This is a genomic window from Paenibacillus sp. JJ1722 (assembly GCF_048282685.1).
Classification (GTDB): domain Bacteria; phylum Bacillota; class Bacilli; order Paenibacillales; family Paenibacillaceae; genus Paenibacillus; species Paenibacillus polymyxa_B.
Genome location: NZ_CP182500.1, coordinates 5,187,855 through 5,206,116, shown reverse-complemented (window position 1 = coordinate 5,206,116; position 18,262 = coordinate 5,187,855). Strand labels below are relative to the sequence as shown.

At 43.4% G+C, this 18,262-nt stretch carries 12 protein-coding genes; 10 read left to right on the top strand and 2 right to left on the bottom strand.

Annotated elements, in window-relative coordinates:
* The first annotated feature begins 35 nt into the window (after positions 1-35).
* The 8 genes from ACM1ND_RS23235 (at position 36) to ACM1ND_RS23200 (ending at position 10,945) form a co-directional block, all read left to right on the top strand.
* Complete coding sequence (locus ACM1ND_RS23235) at positions 36-2,060, top strand: S9 family peptidase (protein ID WP_103744683.1); 2,025 nt, start codon at positions 36-38, stop codon at positions 2,058-2,060.
* Positions 2,053-2,520: a hypothetical protein gene (locus tag ACM1ND_RS23230; protein WP_076161037.1), complete on the top strand. Its 468-nt coding sequence runs from the start codon at positions 2,053-2,055 to the stop codon at positions 2,518-2,520. Before ACM1ND_RS23235 ends, ACM1ND_RS23230 begins: the two co-directional genes overlap by 8 nt.
* A 186-nt stretch (positions 2,521-2,706) precedes the next feature.
* Positions 2,707-3,945 (top strand): sensor histidine kinase, encoded by a 1,239-nt coding sequence (locus ACM1ND_RS23225; protein ID WP_028541767.1) that lies wholly within the window; start codon positions 2,707-2,709, stop codon positions 3,943-3,945.
* Entirely contained in the window at positions 3,942-4,592 is a 651-nt protein-coding gene (locus tag ACM1ND_RS23220) for a response regulator (RefSeq protein WP_069080157.1), read from the top strand. The genes ACM1ND_RS23225 and ACM1ND_RS23220 overlap by 4 nt, the downstream gene beginning before the upstream one ends.
* Before the next feature lie 201 nt (positions 4,593-4,793).
* Complete coding sequence (locus ACM1ND_RS23215) at positions 4,794-6,185, top strand: efflux RND transporter periplasmic adaptor subunit (RefSeq protein ID WP_028541768.1); 1,392 nt, start codon at positions 4,794-4,796, stop codon at positions 6,183-6,185.
* The gene (locus tag ACM1ND_RS23210) at positions 6,182-9,292 is read left to right on the top strand and encodes an efflux RND transporter permease subunit (protein ID WP_023990415.1); all 3,111 of its coding nucleotides are present in this window, start codon (positions 6,182-6,184) and stop codon (positions 9,290-9,292) included. Before ACM1ND_RS23215 ends, ACM1ND_RS23210 begins: the two co-directional genes overlap by 4 nt.
* 167 nt (positions 9,293-9,459) lie before the next feature.
* Positions 9,460-9,921, top strand: a complete 462-nt coding sequence (locus tag ACM1ND_RS23205; RefSeq protein WP_028541769.1) for a MarR family winged helix-turn-helix transcriptional regulator — start codon at positions 9,460-9,462, stop codon at positions 9,919-9,921.
* A complete protein-coding gene (locus tag ACM1ND_RS23200) occupies positions 9,908-10,945 on the top strand; it encodes a threonine aldolase family protein (protein WP_069080158.1) in 1,038 nt (345 codons plus the stop codon). Before ACM1ND_RS23205 ends, ACM1ND_RS23200 begins: the two co-directional genes overlap by 14 nt.
* Before the next feature lie 224 nt (positions 10,946-11,169).
* Here ACM1ND_RS23200 and ACM1ND_RS23195 read toward each other — a convergent pair whose 3' ends face one another.
* Positions 11,170-12,009 carry a helix-turn-helix transcriptional regulator gene (locus ACM1ND_RS23195; RefSeq protein ID WP_023990412.1) on the bottom strand — a complete coding sequence of 280 codons (840 nt, stop codon included), beginning with the start codon at positions 12,007-12,009 and terminating at the stop codon, positions 11,170-11,172.
* 188 nt (positions 12,010-12,197) lie between these two features.
* Here ACM1ND_RS23195 and ACM1ND_RS23190 point away from each other — a divergent pair, with 188 nt between their 5' ends.
* Both ACM1ND_RS23190 and ACM1ND_RS23185 read left to right on the top strand, forming a co-directional pair.
* Positions 12,198-15,506 (top strand): pectinesterase family protein, encoded by a 3,309-nt coding sequence (locus ACM1ND_RS23190; protein ID WP_103744681.1) that lies wholly within the window; start codon positions 12,198-12,200, stop codon positions 15,504-15,506.
* Positions 15,507-15,695: 189 nt separating this feature from the next.
* Complete coding sequence (locus tag ACM1ND_RS23185; protein ID WP_418026603.1) at positions 15,696-16,913, top strand: macrolide family glycosyltransferase; 1,218 nt, start codon at positions 15,696-15,698, stop codon at positions 16,911-16,913.
* Positions 16,914-16,920: 7 nt separating this feature from the next.
* Here ACM1ND_RS23185 and ACM1ND_RS23180 read toward each other — a convergent pair whose 3' ends face one another.
* The gene (locus ACM1ND_RS23180) at positions 16,921-18,147 is read right to left on the bottom strand and encodes a sugar efflux transporter (protein WP_023990409.1); all 1,227 of its coding nucleotides are present in this window, start codon (positions 18,145-18,147) and stop codon (positions 16,921-16,923) included.
* Positions 18,148-18,262 lie beyond the last annotated feature (115 nt).

Here is an 18,262-nt window from a genome sequence, read left to right as displayed (position 1 = left end):
GGAAGTAGGCGTTAACCAAAAAAAGGAGGCTACTCATGAATAAACGATCAATTGTACCGGAGGATTTGTACGGATATCAGTGGATCAGTGATCCCACAATAAGCCCCGATGGAACGATTGCCTACGTCAATAAAAGCATAGATCGCCCAAAGAATGACTACCAAACACACATCCGTGTCGCATCCCTTCTTGGGAACGACGATCAGCCGTTGACCGGTGGCCACAAGGATTCGGCTCCAGCTTGGTCACCCGATGGATTACAGCTAGCTTTTTTACGTCTGGCGAATGGAAGCAAACAGCTATGGACGGTTCCGGCTGAAGGTGGAGAGGGACAGCAGCAGACGGAGGTGAAGCGGGGAGTGGGTGCATTCGTCTGGTCACCGGACGGAAAGTATATTGTATTCACAAGTATGGTGAGTATACACGCTGAGCGGGAAGCCATGGGGCTTGAGGAATATAGCAAGCAATCAGGTGAGCGGGGGCGTATTGTGGATCGCACCACTCCCAAAGCTGAAGGATCGGGCTGGTGGAATGGTCTATTTAGTCATTTATATGTATTGGAGCTTGAAAACGGCCGGATCACGCCAATAACGTCGGGACCTTGGAATGCATCTTACCCTGTATGGTCCACGGACAGCAAGCAGATTTCCTTCTTGTCCAAACGTGTAGACGACGACATGAAGGATGCAGACATGCTTTCGTTTTCGGATGTGTATACGATCGATTGCGACGGCGGTAATCTGGTGAAAGTTACGGATTCCAGCTTGGCGATTAGCCAATTTTCGTATGCCCCAGACGGAAAATCATTGACTCTGATCGCTAGTGATCGCATTTATGGAAGTGGTAGCCAGAATCGACTATACACCGTGCCTGTTACGGGGGGAGCCCCGGAACTATTGGTTCCTGAATTAGACATGCAAATCGGCAACTTCGCCTTAAGCGATATGAAATCATTTGGTCCGTCTCCATCTCCGTTATATGCTCCTGCACGATTGAAGCCAGAAATGTATGTGCTCGGGACGTTGCAGGGTGCTGTTCATATATACCGCATCACAATGGACGGGGATGTTCAAGCGGTGACTGGCGGAAGTGATAGAGATATCTATCAGTACACGCTATCTGCTGACGGCCGCTATTTGGTTTTTGCTGCACTTGATGTGGACCGGCCAGGCGAGCTGTATCAAATGAATCTGGAGACAGGGGAAGAGAAGCGACTTACGCACCATAACGACGATCATATGGCTTCCTTGCAAGTGAGTTCACCAGAGACATTTTGGTTTGAGGCTTCGGATGGCTTCAAGGTACAAGGATGGATTTTCAAACCGGCCGGAATGGTACCGGGGGATCAGGTTCCTTTGATCTTACAAATTCACGGCGGACCCCATGCGATGTATACTGGCACGTATAGCCATGAAATGCAGACGCTCCTTGCGCAGGGATATGCCGTGCTCATGACCAATCCGCGCGGTAGCTTTGGTTATGGTCAGGATTTTGCTCAGGCCTGCCGGGGGGACTTTGGGGGAGGAGATTATCGTGATCTGCTGGACGCCTTGGACTTTGTGCTGAGCCAGTTTGATTGTATAGATGAAACCAGGCTCGGGGTGGCTGGCGGCAGTTATGGCGGCCTGATGACCAACTGGATCATTTCTCACACGAACCGATTTCGAGCTGCCGTTACGCAACGCTGCATCTCCAACTGGCTCTCCTTCTATGGCTTGAGCGATATTGGTATTTCCTACACAGAGGGAATCGTTGGGGCTAACCCGTGGGAAGATCCTGAGCTACTCTGGTTCAAATCCCCACTGGCACATGTAAATAGCATTGAAACTCCGTTGCTGATTTTACACGGCGAGGAAGACCTGCGCTGCCCTGTTAGCCAAGGGGATGAGTTATATACGGCTCTGAAGCGGTTGGGTAAAATAACACGCCTCATTCGATATCCCGGGTCCAATCATTCATTGCTAAAGAGCGGTAAACCGTCCCTTCGTGTGGATAACTTTGAACAAGTGGTGGCTTGGTTCAATTCCTACTTGAGTAAAGGAGTATACTCCAATGAGTAAAGTGAAATTGTCCATCCCAGTGGCCTTTCTGATCGAGAACTTACGTACGAGTGGTGAACCGAAAGACGTCATCATTGAATGTATCAAAAAACAGGATTTCACTCCTTTGCTCGACAAGGTTAAAGAAAAAACAATGGATTTCAAAGAACGTTGTCAAACGGCAGAAGACATAGGAGACGAGTGGGAAGAAGCGATCCTTAGTGGTTATGAATTTAAGTTTTTACACATCAATGGATTGAAAAGGCTGCTTTATTTTCGTTTGGATCGAGCCCTAGATCGCGATTATGAGCAAGATGGGATCACGTTGAAAAATCTGTATCTTGATCCTATCGAAATTGATACTTTACAAGGGCTCATCGGCAGACAGTGGCAGGTGATTGCTGAAGACAATGAAGCTGCAGGTAACGTGCAGAGGAGAGTCAGCATTAAGCTTTTATACCGAAATGAAGATGATTCTTAAAAAGCAAATAGTATTTAATGCCCAAACGTACAAATGATATTGCCCATGTGTACGTTTTTTTCTTTTTGTTTTTTTGTAAAATAATATATAAATGATTTCTGTTCAAACTAAATGGACCAGGCGCTCTCATAGCGGCGTTGTCTCTAATAAGTTGAAAAGCCAAATTCAGAATTGTAGGAGGGAATTATGATTGATGTATTCAATGAACAGATTCAAAATCTAGATCCAGAAATAAGTGAAAGTGAAGGTGAATTTGAGAAGAAAGATATTTCAAAAGTGTTAACTATAATATGGATTTTTATAATTTATAGTGAGTCTGTCATTCTTCAACATTTGTCCAGCGGTCTAAATCTGCCGCAAAGTGTCTTATTCACTGTAATCATCATATTGCACATCCTCTTGTACTTGCATGCTCAAAGAGTTGCAAAATATTTTTCATGGGCTTATTTTGTTGTGCAAGGGGGATTGATCTTTTCAAGTGCATTTCTTCTACCTGAAAGTTTCTCCATTGTACTGGTTGGGTTAATGCCAGTTTTGGTGGGTCAGAGTATAGGCATTTATTACAAGCCGCTTAAGGTTATTCTTGTATTTTTGATCTCCTATGTACTTTTTTGTGTGGCTGTGGTCTGGCATAATGATGGCAAGCAATTTGTGTTGTTCATCCCGCTGTTTTTTCTAATTGCAGTTGTTATAGTAGCTTATGCCGTTCTTTTTCTCAAACAAGTCAAAGCACGAATCCGAACGCAAAACGTTCTTAAAGAACTTGAAATTGCACATCAAAAGGTCGAAGAACTTACAATTGCTAACGAACGACAACGTATGGCCCGTGATCTTCATGATACGCTGGCTCAAGGGCTTGCTGGGCTAATCATGCAACTTGAAGCCATTGATGCCCATCTGACAAAAGGAAGTACGCAAAGAGCTCAGGAGATCGTCCAACAATCGATGTCACAAGTGCGAAGAACATTGTCTGATTCAAGGCGAGCTATAGACAATCTGCGTTCGAAAACCATCTCGGAAGTTGATTTTGCAGAAGCAGTGGAGGAAGAAATACAGCGATTTACAATGGCTACGAGCATTCGTGTAATACGCAACATCAAAATTAAAGCTTCAGTTCCCAGACTGGTGTTCGAACATGGATTGTTTATTATAAGCGAGTGTTTAACCAACGTAGCGAAGCATTCACATGCTAATACCGTATGGATTAATATTTTAGATAACGAAGGCAAGATTGAAATCGAGATTCGCGATGATGGAAAAGGATTTGATACGGATATTATTGCCAAGCAAACAGGGCATTACGGAATAATAGGTATACATGAACGTGTACGGATACTGGGTGGAAAAATCAATATTAGCAGTATATTTCAAGAAGGTACAGCTATAAAAATAGAGGCGCCTCTTACTAAAGGAGACCTATCATGAAATACAAGATTTTAATTGTCGACGATCATTGGGTAGTTAGAGAAGGATTAAAGCTGGTGCTGGAGACCAATGACAGTTATGAGGTTATTGGTGAAGCCGGAGAAGGTGTAACGGCTCTTAAATTGATTGAAGAACTTCAGCCGCATGTCATATTGTTGGATTTATATATGCCACAAATGAGTGGTTTGGAAACCATGAAAGCCCTCAGAGAAAAACAAAATGAAACACCAGTCATTATCCTGACGACCTATAACGAAGATGATTTAATGATTAAGGGGCTCTCTTTGGGAGCAAAAGGATATTTATTAAAAGATACCAGTCGAGAAAATTTATTTCGCACTATTGAGTCTGCGCTAAGGGGGGAAACGCTACTTCAGCCAGAAATAACAGCAAGGGTATTCGCTGCCACGAATAAGAGAGAAGCTGAGATAGAGTCACACGAAAGAAACTTAGTTCTGACTGATAAGGAAAAGTATATATTAAAGTCTGTTGCACATGGTTATAAAAGTAAGGAAATTGCGTTTGATATGGGAATTTCCGAGCGTACCGTAAAGGCACATTTAACGAATATTTATAACAAGCTTGGTGTTGATTCCAGATCCGAAGCTGTTGCTGTTTCGTTGGAACGTGGTATTTTACAGCTTTAGAAATAATAACTGAAAATATGTTATTTATTTGCCCAGTCGTACATAAGGTGCTTGCCCCTTTGTACGATTTTTTTGTTTGTTCATTGTTATAACATGAAAAAAGGATGAAAAAGTTTACTTGACCCACGGGTTGCTGATAGCACCTTTAGAAGAGAGAATCAGAGAGGATGACATTAGTTGAAGAGAAAAGGAATCAGAATAATGATTGCAGGGGTTGTATTAGCTATAGTAGCTTCTGGTTGCTCCAGTGCAACGGAGAACTCTGTAACACAAGCCAGTCACCCGGTAAAAGTGGAGAAACTTGCAATGAAACCTTTGGCCAATGATTTTAATTTGGCGGGGACATTGCAGGCAAGTAATGAGGCCAATGTTTCCTTTGAAGCGGATGGACGTATATTGAACACCATGGTCGAGGTTGGAGATTCAGTAGAAAAAGGGAGTGTCCTTGCGAAGTTAGATACATCTGCTTATCAGTTACAGCTGGATCGGGCAAAGGCAACCATGGAAAAGGCAAAGGCTGGTGTTAGCCAAGCGGAGGCTTCTGTTCAATCGGCACAGGCGGGCATTCATAGTTCACAATCCCAGGTCAATGCGGCCCAATCCAAATTACAGGAATTGAACAATGGCGCCAAAAAGCAGGAGATTGCACAGTCTCAAAATGCGGTTACTGTAGCAACTAATAATTACAACAAGAAGAAAGCGGATGCCGCACGGTCCCAAAGTCTATTCCAGGCAGGTGCAGTATCCTTAACGGAAAATGAGAATGCACAGCTGGAATTAACGAACGCACAAGAAAGTTTAAGTGATGCGCAAGAGAAATTGTCTCTTTTGCTTGCAGGGGCATCCCAAGAACAACGTGCACAAGCTTCGGCTGGGGTAGATCAGGCCAGAGCAGGGCTGGAGTCAGCTAGGGCTACTAGGCAACAAGGGATAGCCAGCAAAGCCCAGGCGCAGGCTACCTATGAGGATGCATTGGCTGCTTATGAACAGTCATCCTTGTCACTGAAAAAAGCTACTTTAACCTCCCCGATCACAGGTGTTGTGATTGAAAAAAAGATATCTGATGGTCAACTGGGCTCCAGCGGGAGTGAGGCATTTGTTGTCGGGAATATCAAGACTTTAAAAGTACTCCTCCCCGTACCGGACAGTGAAATCTTATCTTGGAAGAAAAACCAAAAAGTAAATATGTCTCTCTATGATGAAATTAGAACAGGGACTGTTACCCAGATCTATCCATCGACTAACTCCAAAACGGGAAGCATCAATGTGGAAGTTAGCATTCCCAATCCTGAACTGAATTGGAAGCCTGGTCAAGTCATTAGTGCTTCTAAAAGCATGAATCAAAACGAAGCGCTTTTAGTACCCGTAGAGGCTGTAATTAGTACGGAAAATGACCCGTATGTCTTTAAAGTTGTGAATGGAAAGGCCGTAAAAGCCGCGATTAAACTGGGGAAAGTGACTAATAATCTACTCGAAGTGGTCTCTGGGCTACAGGCAGGCGATCAAATCGTTACGCAAGGAGCAGGAACCTTATTTAATGGTGATTTAATTGGGAATGATGTACTTGGGAAATCGGAGGAGTCGTCCGAATGATTAAATATATCGTTAAAAAGCAGAAAATCACACTTATTTTCTTTGGCATGTGTATTTTGCTAGGGATTTACAATTTTGCATCGTTACCTAAACAGGAGATGCCCGACGTTATTCCTATGTCAGCCAGTGTCACAACTGTGTATCCAGGGGCCTCACCTGAAAGAATCGAACAAACCATTACGAAGATATTGGAACAGAAAATTAAAGAAGTGGAGGGTGTCAAAACTATTTCTTCCACTTCATCTAAGGGCCAATCTAGTATAAGTATAGAAGCTTTGGATGAGGCAAATCCGACAAAAGTGTGGGCCGATCTTCGTACAAAGGTACAGGATGCGCAGTCTGAACTTCCGGACGATGCGATGCAGCCCATTATCAATGATAGTATGGCAGGCTCCTTCATCGGGTCATACGCAATCACTTCTGATAAAGTTGAAAATTTATATGCGTTAAATGAATTGATGAATAAATGGAAAGATCAATTAAAAACGGTCTCAGGAATTTCAAAAGTTAATATTCAAGGAATTCCAGAACAAGAAGTACGGATAAGCCTGAACACTCAAAAAATGCAGCAATATGACATCTCCTGGGAACAGGTCGTTCAAGCCATTAAAAATGAAAACGATAGAGTGCCTACAGGAAGTCTGGATTTCAATCAGCGTACGTATCAGTTGACAGTAGATGCTTCAACTGATCCCAATGTTTTAAATAATGTTCAGATTTCAAGCAACGAAGAAGGGTTCCCTATATCCTTGAAGGATATAGGTTCAGCCTCGCTTGTTTTAAAAAAAACGGGGAGTTATACGTATGTGAATACCAAGCCTGCTATTTCAATCAGTTTGAGTGGAGATAAAGGCACAGACGTACCAACGGTATCCAAAGCGGCAACAGCCAAAATCAACGAACTTGCGAGTAGTTTACCTAAGGATGTACATTTTGAACTACTTTTCGCTCAAAATGACCGTGTAAGTGAAATATTTGGTAATCTCTCCAAAGAGATGATGATTGCTATTGCATCGGTTATTGTGATTTGTACATTAGGTTTGAACTTGCTGACCTCTGCATTTGTGGCCTTGGCTATCCCTGTTTCTATTGCCATCGGTTTTATTGTCTTGCCGATGACAGGAACGACGCTGAATCAAATTTCAGTCATCGGATTAATCATCGTACTGGGGATACTGGTTGATGATGCCGTTGTGGTAAACGACAACATTGAACGCCGACGCTCTGAATTTGGGGAAGATGCTACGGAGGCGGCAATTAAAGGAACGAAAGAAGTATCCTTATCGATCATTACAGCCACGCTGGCTACGGTTGCAGCATTTGCCCCGCTTTTATTTCTACCGGGCAATATGGGAGACTTTATTAAACCGATCCCTACCGTTATTTCGTTAACGATGCTGGCCTCCATGATTATGTCGCTTACGATCATTCCTATTTTCCGTCAATGGTACGATAACCGTCATAAAGGTAAAGAACGTAGCAAACCGACCAAGCCTCCAGGGCTTCTTGGCAATCAAATTCAGTCCCTCTCTAATGTATACGCTAAAAACTGGATGCCGAGAATACTGCGTCGACCACTTTTCACTGCGCTTATTGGTCTTATGATTGGTACGGCAGCTTATGGACTGCTTGCTATTGTGCCCATTCAATTATTTCCTGAATCGGACCAACCGGATGCCACAATCAACGTAACGATGCCAGAAGGAACGTCGTTGCAGGCAACCAATCAGGTTATAACCGAGATTGAGAACTGGGTTAAAAAGCAGCCAGAAACCGAACATTTGGCAGCAACGGCAGGTGGTGGAGCACCTCAAATGTACAGCGATATAGTAGCTGGTAGTGGCTCCGTGGGAGCGGTACACGGACAACTTACTGTTGTTGGTAAAGAGGGAGTCTTTGATATCAAAAAAACAGTGGACAGCTGGACAAGTACGCTGCAAGCCAAATATCCAGCAGCATTAATAAGTATACGTGTTCCTCAATTAGGCATCCCAGTCGGTAGTGCAGTATCTGTCCGTATTAAAGGAGAAGACCTTGGAAAGTTGCAAACGATGACCACAAAAATAAAAGAAATTGTTGCGGGAACTTCTGGAGCTGTAGATGTGACCGATAATATGGGGATGCAAAGCTATAATTTGAATTTTCAAGTCAACCAGCAGGCCTTGGATAAATATCAGGTCAACTATTCCAACTTAACCCGCACTTTGTTGCTAATGGGTGACGGAGTGAAGGTCACGGATTTTGACACGGGTAAGGAACTGCTGGATATCAATATGTACATGGATAAACCTAACCATGATCCTGAGGTGTTATTCCAACAGCTAAGTGTCACTAATGCGGGAGGAGAGCAGATCCCGTTATCCCAGTTAGCAACGATGAAACCGGACTTTTCCATTCAGCAAATCCACCGCTATGATTTGGAACGGACGGTAACGATCTCCGCCAATGCAAAAGGGCGTACGGCTACGGAGCTCACCCAGGACATCCGTAGCAAGCTTACAAGTACACATTTCGATTCGGGGTACACTTGGGAAATGGACGGGGAAACATCTACGCAGACCGATTTGTTTAAGGATTTAGGCAAATTAGCCGTTATCGTTGTTTTTCTCATTCTGCTCTTGATCACCATGCAGTTTTACTCGGTTTCCACACCGATCATTATAATGACGACTGTGTACCTGGCAGCAGCAGGAGGAGTGCTTGGTAGCTTTATTACAGGTATGCCAATTGGTTTTATGAGTATTATGGGTATCATTTCACTTGCCGGTATCGTCGTGCGCAATGGTATTGTATTGATCGAGTTTATTGAAGATGCGCGGCGTGAAGGCGCAGAATTAACAGAAGCCATCTTAATGGCATGCTCTGCCCGTTTCCGTCCGATCTTGCTCACCTCGCTAACTGCGATCGTCGGAATGATACCGATTGCTACGATGGGAGAAATTCTATTCAAGCCATTGGCAGCGACCATTATATTCGGACTGATTTTTTCAACCATTTTAACGTTGTTTGTAGTTCCGACTCTTTATATGGTCGTAGCTCATCTGAAGCTGAAACGGAAGCATAAGAAGGAAAAGGCTATAAATAGCGATAGCTCAATGACCTTGTAAGTAAATATAGAAAAGAATATACTTCATTATTTCCTTATTATTATGAAATCGTACATTAGACGAGTGTCTTAATGTACGATTTTTCTTTTGTGATTATTATTTCATTGACATAGTCCACAAAAATCATTACTATAATTGTTGCAAAAGTCCACTAAATTGGGGGAGTTATGATCAATATAAATGCTAATATGATAGCGGATATGAGGCGTTTTAATCGGTTCTATACGAATATACTGGGTGTTTTAGATAGACATGTGCTGGATAGCGGATATTCCTTTACCGAGGCCCGTGTCATTATAGAGATCGGGTTGATCGAGCCATGTATTGCGAATACTCTTGTCGAATCTCTTAAAATTGATCGCAGCTATATGAGTAGGATCATTGCTAAATTTTGCAAAGAGGGCTTTCTTGTTAAGGAAAATTCAACGTTGGATAATAGAACAAATCTGATTCGTTTGACTCCTAAAGGAAAGGAGTTCTATAACCAACTGAATGAAAGGTCTGATGAACAAATTCTAAAATTAGTTCAAGGACTTTCAGAAGAAGAGATAAAGGAATTACATGCTTCTATGTTGTTAATTCAGAAGAAATTGGATAATTTGGAGAGGATACAGAATGATACGATTTGAATGCGACTATACCGAAGGTGCCCATGAGCGCATATTAAAGCGACTACTGGAGACTAATGATGAACAAACTCCAGGTTATGGTGTGGACGATCATTGTGAAAAAGCCAGAGCATATATTAAAGAAGCATGTGACTTCCCAAATGCGGATGTACACTTTTTGGTTGGAGGTACACAGACCAATACCACCGTTATTTCTTCTATTCTGCGTCCGCATCAAGGCGTCGTTGCGGCAGTTTCTGGACATATTGCCGTACATGAGACCGGAGCGATTGAAGCTACTGGGCATAAAGTACTTACTTTGCCAAGTGATGATGGGAAAATCCGGGCCGTGCAGGTAAAGGAGCTGTATGACGCTCACTGGAATGATGCCGCTCCTGAGCATAGTGTACAGCCCGGGATGGTTTATATTTCCCAACCTACTGAAAATGGAACGATTTATAGCAAATCAGAGCTAGAAGCATTAAGTAGAGTCTGTCAAGAGTGTGGTTTACCACTGTTTATAGATGGAGCCCGATTAGGCTATGGCTTGGTGGCCGAAGATAGCGATGCATCTTTAGCAGATATAGCGAAGCTATGCGATGTATTTTATATTGGTGGGACCAAAATTGGAGCCTTGATGGGAGAAGCAGTAGTCATTCTAAATGGTACATTGAAAAAAGATTTTCGATATATGATCAAGCAAAAAGGAGGGCTGCTGGCTAAGGGAAGAATGTTGGGCATTCAATTCGAAACTTTGTTTGAAGACGGTTTATACGTTGAAATTTCCAAACACGCTATAGATATGGCCATGCTGCTTCAAAACGGATTATCTGAGCAAGGGTTTTCTTTTCAATACCGTTCTACAACCAATCAGCAGTTTCCGATTTTACCAGATCGTATACTAAAGGCATTGAGTGAAAAATATACTTACTCCTTTTGGGAAAAGGTTGATGATGCACATAGTGCTGTTCGATTCTGTACCAGTTGGGCAACGAAGAAAGAAAATGTTGAATTGCTAATTCAGGATATTAAAGCATTGCGATAAAGGTCATAGAAAGAGTAATTTATAATTTTAAAGATGTAGAATGACTATGTAATAGCCATACTTCGTTGCATGCATTGCAGCGAAGTATGGTTTTTTTGTGTGCATTTTACTTATTCCAAAGTGGCTTGTCTTTAGTTCCATGAAAGAGCAAGTGGATATAAAAATGGGAAAACAAGACAAGAGCGGAGGTATAAAATCGGCGTCTAATTCTTTACACTGAATATCTACCGAACCTGCTTGCGGTACTGAAGAGGGGAGAGCCCAGTTATTTTTTTGAAGATTTTATTAAAGTGGGAAGCATGACCGAACCCGACATCCTCTGCAATATGCTGGATTTTGTCCTTGGTGGTTCGAAGTCTGGTTTGGGCCGCCCTGACCCTCACTACGCGGATGTATTCGCTGAAATGAAAACCAGTCAACTTTAGAAAGATACGGCTTAGGTACGCTGGACTAATGAAAAAGCAGGCGGCCACTTGTTCGAGAGTTAACGGTTCATTGTAATGATCCTGAATAAAAGAAGAAATTTCCGTGATTTTCTGATGCATGGGATGAGAGGAAACAGGTTCACTACGCTCGATCGCTTCCGATCGGTGCACCAGGATCAGCATTTCCAGCAGTAGATGCTGTACGCAACGGTCATGCAGAGGCTGCTTATTCCTGCATTCGGTATTCATCTGTAGGAATAAACGTTCAACTTCCACTTGCTCTCTCGCAGGTAAGCGAAGCAACGCGGATTGCTGATACGGCGGCAGGTCAAGAATGTCATGATCCTGCTGTGGGAGAAACGTCGGAGAAAAATGAATCAAGATGCGCTCTGTTTCCTGCAATTGCGTACTGGCGGTAGAGTGCAAGTCATGAGGAAGGATGAATATCAGATCCCCCTTGCGAGCGGTGTATACCTTGCCATTCATAAAATAGATGCGTTCGCCTCGCAGTAAGAGATACAGCTCATAGTTCTCATGGACATGAGGCCGGGGCATGACTGTGAAACCGGTACGATAGATGTGATGAATGGAAAATTGTTGTTCGCCAATGACATATTTATCTTCTTTCATTTCATTCATGTGCTTCTTCCTTTACAAATTAAGATAAGTAAGCGCATTCATATACCAACAGTATATATGACAACCTGCCAATGATAAAAGCAGAAAAGATTGATGAAAGGAGGTGAAGGCGCTTCTGAACGTCTCGAATCGTGTTTTTATAAAAATATGCGCTGATGTGGAAGAAAATCTTAGGGAGGAAACAGAATATGAGCAAGCAGCGTACATGGAAAAAGGTGCTATGTAATGTGGTTGTGGGTTCATTGTTGTTGACCTTGTGCCCACCACTAATCCAAGCGGAGACTGCGGTAGGAACAGAGATCGCAAAGGTGGCAAAAGTGGCGACGGATATTCCGGCGTTTCCGGGGGCTGAGGGTGGCGGTAAATATGTTACTGGTGGACGCGGAGGTGAAGTGTATGAGGTCACCACGCTGGCAGACTACGGCAAAGGGGAACAGATCATACCCGGATCTCTTCGCGCAGCGGTCAGCTCCGATAATCGGACGGTCGTATTCCGGGTGGGTGGAACGATTCATCTCAAGGAGCCACTTAAAATCTTGGGAAACAACCTGACGGTTGCTGGTCAGACAGCTCCTGGCGACGGTATAACTGTAAGCGATTACACAACAGGAATTGATGCAGATAACGTCATTCTCCGTTACCTGCGTTTCCGATTGACCGACCGTTACCCCAGTGAGGATGACGCGTTAGGGGCCAGATACCATAAAAACATAATGATTGATCACTGTTCCTTTAGCTGGTCGGTGGATGAGGTACTGAGCCTGTATGACAACGTCAATACAACGGTACAATGGTCCATTGCGTCCGAGAGTATGCTAATGACTACGCACCAGAAAGGTCGCCACGGCTATGGCGGCATATGGGGCGGACGGAATTCCACCTATCATCATAACTTGTTGGCTCACAATGCAAGCCGTAATCCGCGTTTTCCAACCGATAAAAAACAAATCGACGCTGTGGAAATGACCAATAATGTCATTTATAACTGGGGATTTTTCTCTTCATACGGCGGCGGTGAAGGATCGTATAATGTGCTAAATAACTATTATAAGTATGGCCCCAACACATATCAGGACGTTCGCGGTCAAATCTTTGTGGACGTGGGTAGTAAAAAATATAAAACACGCATCTTTATTGGTGGTAACTACATGTACGGCAATGACTCGGTTACAAAAGACAACTGGCAGCTTGGAACATCCATTGGGTCAATTATTGATCCTTCCACCCGTTTGGCGGAGCCGATTGAAGTTAGAGGGGAATACGACAACGGAATCTCACCAGATGCGTATGGTCCATATCAAGCGACAGATGCACAAACCGCATATACTGAGGTGCTTGCCGGCTCAGGAGCCACGCTGCCAAGAAGAGATGCGGTGGACGCTCGAATTATGAATGATGTGAACAATGGAACGGGTGCGTTTATTAACTCTCCGCGTGAAGCAGGGTGGATTTATGACGATTATAACGTAACGACGACGGAGCTTTCTGACAGTGACCATGATGGAATGCCGGATGAATGGGAACGTGCCAATGGGCTGGACCCCAATAATGCAGATGACCGTAACGGTCAGGGGCTTGCCGGTACAGGGGCGTATGCTCATTTTGCCAAGGGTTATACGAATCTTGAGGTCTATTTAAATGATCTTATTGAGAAGCTAGCGAATGGAAATGAGGTGGATAATCCAGAGGCCGTCGTTCAGGTGTCGGATGCAGACGGACGTCCACTAAAGCATAACGATATTTTGGAAGCAGGCCGGGATGCGACCATAACAGCAACAGCCAAGGATAAAGATGGTATTGCTCACGTTGAATTTATCATTGACGGCAAACTTGTTGGTAAAGTAGAGACCGCACCTTATCATCTGGATTGGAATCATGTAACAGACGGTACCCACAATATTATTGTACGGGTGACTGACCGCAAGGGGACTGCTGTATTTTCCAATCCTGTTACCATTCACGTCAATACGACTGCGCCATCGGGAAGTTGGCTCAGCGAAGAGATTGGCTCTGAGGGCAACGATGGTTATATAAAAGGGCATACTCAGGTCTTAAAAGAAGATGCAAGCGGTAGCAGCATACGACTGAAGTCAGCGGGAGACGTTGACGGTAAGGCAGATATTTTCCATTATGCTTATCAAAAATGGGAAGGTGACACTGAGATCACAGCCCGTGTGGAACAAATTACCCCGGTGGATGATAATGCCGAAGCGGGTGTAATGATTCGTGAATCGCTGAAGCCTGGATCAAAAATGGCTTTTATGTCTTTAGCATTTGTTAAATATGGCAAACAGGGTATTCTTATCAGTCGTGATCAAACGGATGGTAAGACGAAACGTGCGTCAATGGAGGCTTTTATTACAACGCCATATTCGGTTCGTCTTGTACGACAAGGACAAAAGGTTACCGGCTGGGTATCCGCAGATGGTGTGGCGAACTGGGAGAAGGTTGGTGAAACTGTTATAGATGTGCCGGATAATCAGCCGCTATTGATCGGGTTGGCTACCGATGCATCCAAACAACAAAACGATGTATGGAATTACAATACGTCGGAATTCAGCAATGTCACCATCCGCAACCTGACAGACTCAGGAGGAACTCATCCCACTAGTGTGGTGGTAGCGACCTATGGCCCTGCTGACTTTAGATCTCTTCAGGCAGCTATTGACGCAGTCCCTGACGACAGCAACACAAGGACAGTTATCCATCTCAAAAACGGTACGTATCGTGAAAAAATAAAGGTGAATTCCTCCAAAAAAAATCTGAGCATTATCGGAGAAGATCGCGACAAAACGATCATTTCTTTTGATGATACGGCCAAAACCGTGGTGGACGGAAAAGAATTAGGAACAAGCAACAGCTATACAATGCGTGTGCAAAGTCCCGATTTTGTGTTGGAGAATGTCACGGTTGCCAATACAGAAGGAACTGGGCAGGTGCAGGCTGTAGCGTTATATGCCGAAGGCGATCGTGGTAAGTATCACAATGTCAAAATTACCGGCCTACAGGATACGTTGCTTGTGAACCGTGGCAGACAGTATTTCAAGGACAGCTACATCAGTGGCAGTGTAGATTTTATATTTGGCAATGCACCTGCCGTGTTTGATAATTCGATCATACACAGCCTGCGTGCTGGATATGTGACAGCAGCTTCAACAGAAGAGAACAAGCCGGGCTTTGTATTTATTCAATGTCGGCTGACAACAGAAAATGGCTTGACAGGCAAGGTGGATCTCGGACGGCCATGGCGCCCTTACGCTCATGTTACTTTTTTGAAGACCTATATGGATGACCATATCAAGCCGGGCGGCTGGAACAATTGGGGCAAGGAATCCAATGAGCAGACCGCAAGATTTGGAGAGTTTGACAACTTTGGGCCAGGTGCAGAAAGTAGCGGGCGTGTACCTTGGGCCAAACAGCTTACCGCCGATGAAGCAAGCCAGTACACCGTTGAAGCTGTTCTGAGCGGGACAGACCATTGGGATTGGCGTCTTTAAATTTGATGTTCAATGGTTAAGCGGGGCAAGCGCTTCTAGCGTTCAGCCTCGCTTATTTCTATAGTTTGAGTAGAGGATACATACTTAATTTTCGGTGTTGAAAATACTTGTTTATATGGTAAATGTTTGCTATGTTAAAAGTGCATTTATTTCAAATTGTAATTTATTATTGATTTGGAGGTGTAAGGTATGGCACGTGTGTTAGTAGTGATCACGCCTGCTGAAGGCCATGTTAATCCGACACTAGGATTAGTGAAAAGGTTGGTAGACAGTGGGGAGGATGTTGACTATGTGTGTACGGAAGAATATCGTACGAGAATTCAACAGACAGGAGCACAGATGATCACCTACCCTTTTGTTGATGATGCTTTTTCTAAAGACTCTGATTTAAAGCCAGCAGAATACAAACATCATTATCAATTTGTGTACATGATGGTAAAAGGTATGATTCTTCCGATTATTCCAGAGGTTTTGAGAGTTATTGAAAACAGAACCTATGATTATTTAATCTATGATTCTTTGATGGGCTGGGGAGGCACGATTATTGCACAGAAGCTAGGAATCCCTGCTGTGTGCTCTATCGCTTCTTTTGCTTTCGTAGAGCCGTTGGGATCGGGACAAGGCATGAATGACAATGATCCGGAGGTAAAAAAGTTGTACACGGCTACGATGCAAATAACGCATCAACTAGCTAATGAGCTTCAGGTTGACGCTCCGGCTATAGAAGAGATTGCTCCTCATGGCGGGCGCTTAAGAGTAGTTTATACAAGCCGCTATTTTCAACCGCAAGCCGAAAAACTGGATCACAGTTTTATTTTTACAGGTCCTTCTATTGTACCGCGTAAAGATGCTCCATCTTTCCCGTTCGAACAACTTCGTGTTCTGCATCCACAGGCGGTTTACATTTCAATGGGTACTATATTGAATAAAGACTTGGAATTTTATAAGCTTTGTTTTGCAGCATTTCGCGATTTGCCTGTGCAGTTTGTGCTGTCTTCAGGCAATTATACAGACATGGAGCCATTGGCCCCGTGTATCCCTGACAATTTTATAATCAAGCCTTATATTCCGCAATTGGAAATGCTTCAGCATGTGGACGCTTTTGTTACACATGCGGGGATGAACAGTACAAGTGAAGCCCTATATTACAATGTACCGCAGGTCATGATTCCTTTAACATCGGATCAGCCGATCGTAGCCAGTCGGGTGCAGGAACTGGGAGCGGGTGTTGTTGTGGATAAAAATGAGCTTACACCCGCTAGTTTGAGAGCTGCCTTATTAGAGGTATTGAGTCATCCAACCTATAAAGAACAGGCTCATGTGATCGGCGAATCATTACGCCAGGCTGGTGGGTACAGACATGCGGCAGATACAATTATGAGTCATTTCTCCACCATAGAAAAATAAGCGCAGTCTATATACTGTGATTCCTTTCTTTTAAAGCAGCAGATTTTTCAAACTCTAATTTCTTCGAAATTGCCAGGAGACCAAGGGAGCAGATGATTAGGGCCAAACATACCCAATAGGTGTTTCGGTAACCAATCCATTGAGCGGTTAATCCGCCCATCAAGCTCCCTACCAGTCTTCCGATGGTTGTCGCATTGGAATATAGCGTCGATGCGTACCCTGGAAGAGAGGGCAACAAATCCTGCATGTAACTAATGCCAATGGCAGAAATCACTGCAACAAAAAAGGCTAGAAGAAGCTGCCCCACGAATAGCTGCCACATCTCCGTAGACATAATAACAAGGATATAATAGACAACTCCTGTTAATGCCCCTAAAAATACAAGCAAACGGTTGGAGTATTTAGCTGCTAGTACGCCTAGCATGAGCATCAATGGGATTTCCAAAATCGCACAAATACTGGATACTAGAGCAACGTCACTCGTGTCACCTTTTAAATTGTGAATGATGAACAAAGAAATATTTAAACTGTTCATCCAGTGAGACGTATAGAGCAGAGTAAGAACTAAAAAGGGGATCAGAATCTCAATATTTTTATGTAATGTAATGTTATGAAGTGAAAGTTGATTCTTATGTTTAAGCTGAGCGGGAGGCTGCTGGATAAAAAAGAATAAAAGAACAGCAATAAGAACAAAAATAGAGGTCGTTCCCATAAAGATACCCTTAAAGCCCGTATGTGCAATCAAAAAGGAACCAAAAAGCGGCCCGGTAATAAAGCCAAGAGAAAACATAGACCGAAGCGTTGAATTAGCAAAGGCGTGATCCGCAGATTTACTGCGATCTACTGCTTCACGTGCACTGGCAAATAACTGCGGCATCCCAGGAGCACCAATGGCCGTAAAGATCGTCATATAAACAAAAAGTACATAAAAATTTTGGATTACAAGATATCCTGCAAATGCTACGGCATTAAATAACGTACAAATCACCAAAATTTGTTTACGATCTAATCCGGTATCAGAACGTTTGGCAATCAGAGAGCTTATCCATATGCCACAAATCAAAGTCACCGCTGTAAACACACCAAAGGTTCCCACAGATACGCCAAGTGTACTTGTAAAATATACAGCTAAAAAAGGTGCGCTGATGGATATAGCCATGCCTTGCAATAACATGCAGATCATGAACAATGGGTAGTTAGGGATAACGAAAAGATTTTGAATACGCTTTAGCATTTCTTTTTTACACCCCTTCGGATTTAGTAGCAGAAACATTTCTATCCTTCCTAAACTATATATGATTTTAGTATAAAATGTATATTTACATGGTGTGAAATATTATATATTATTT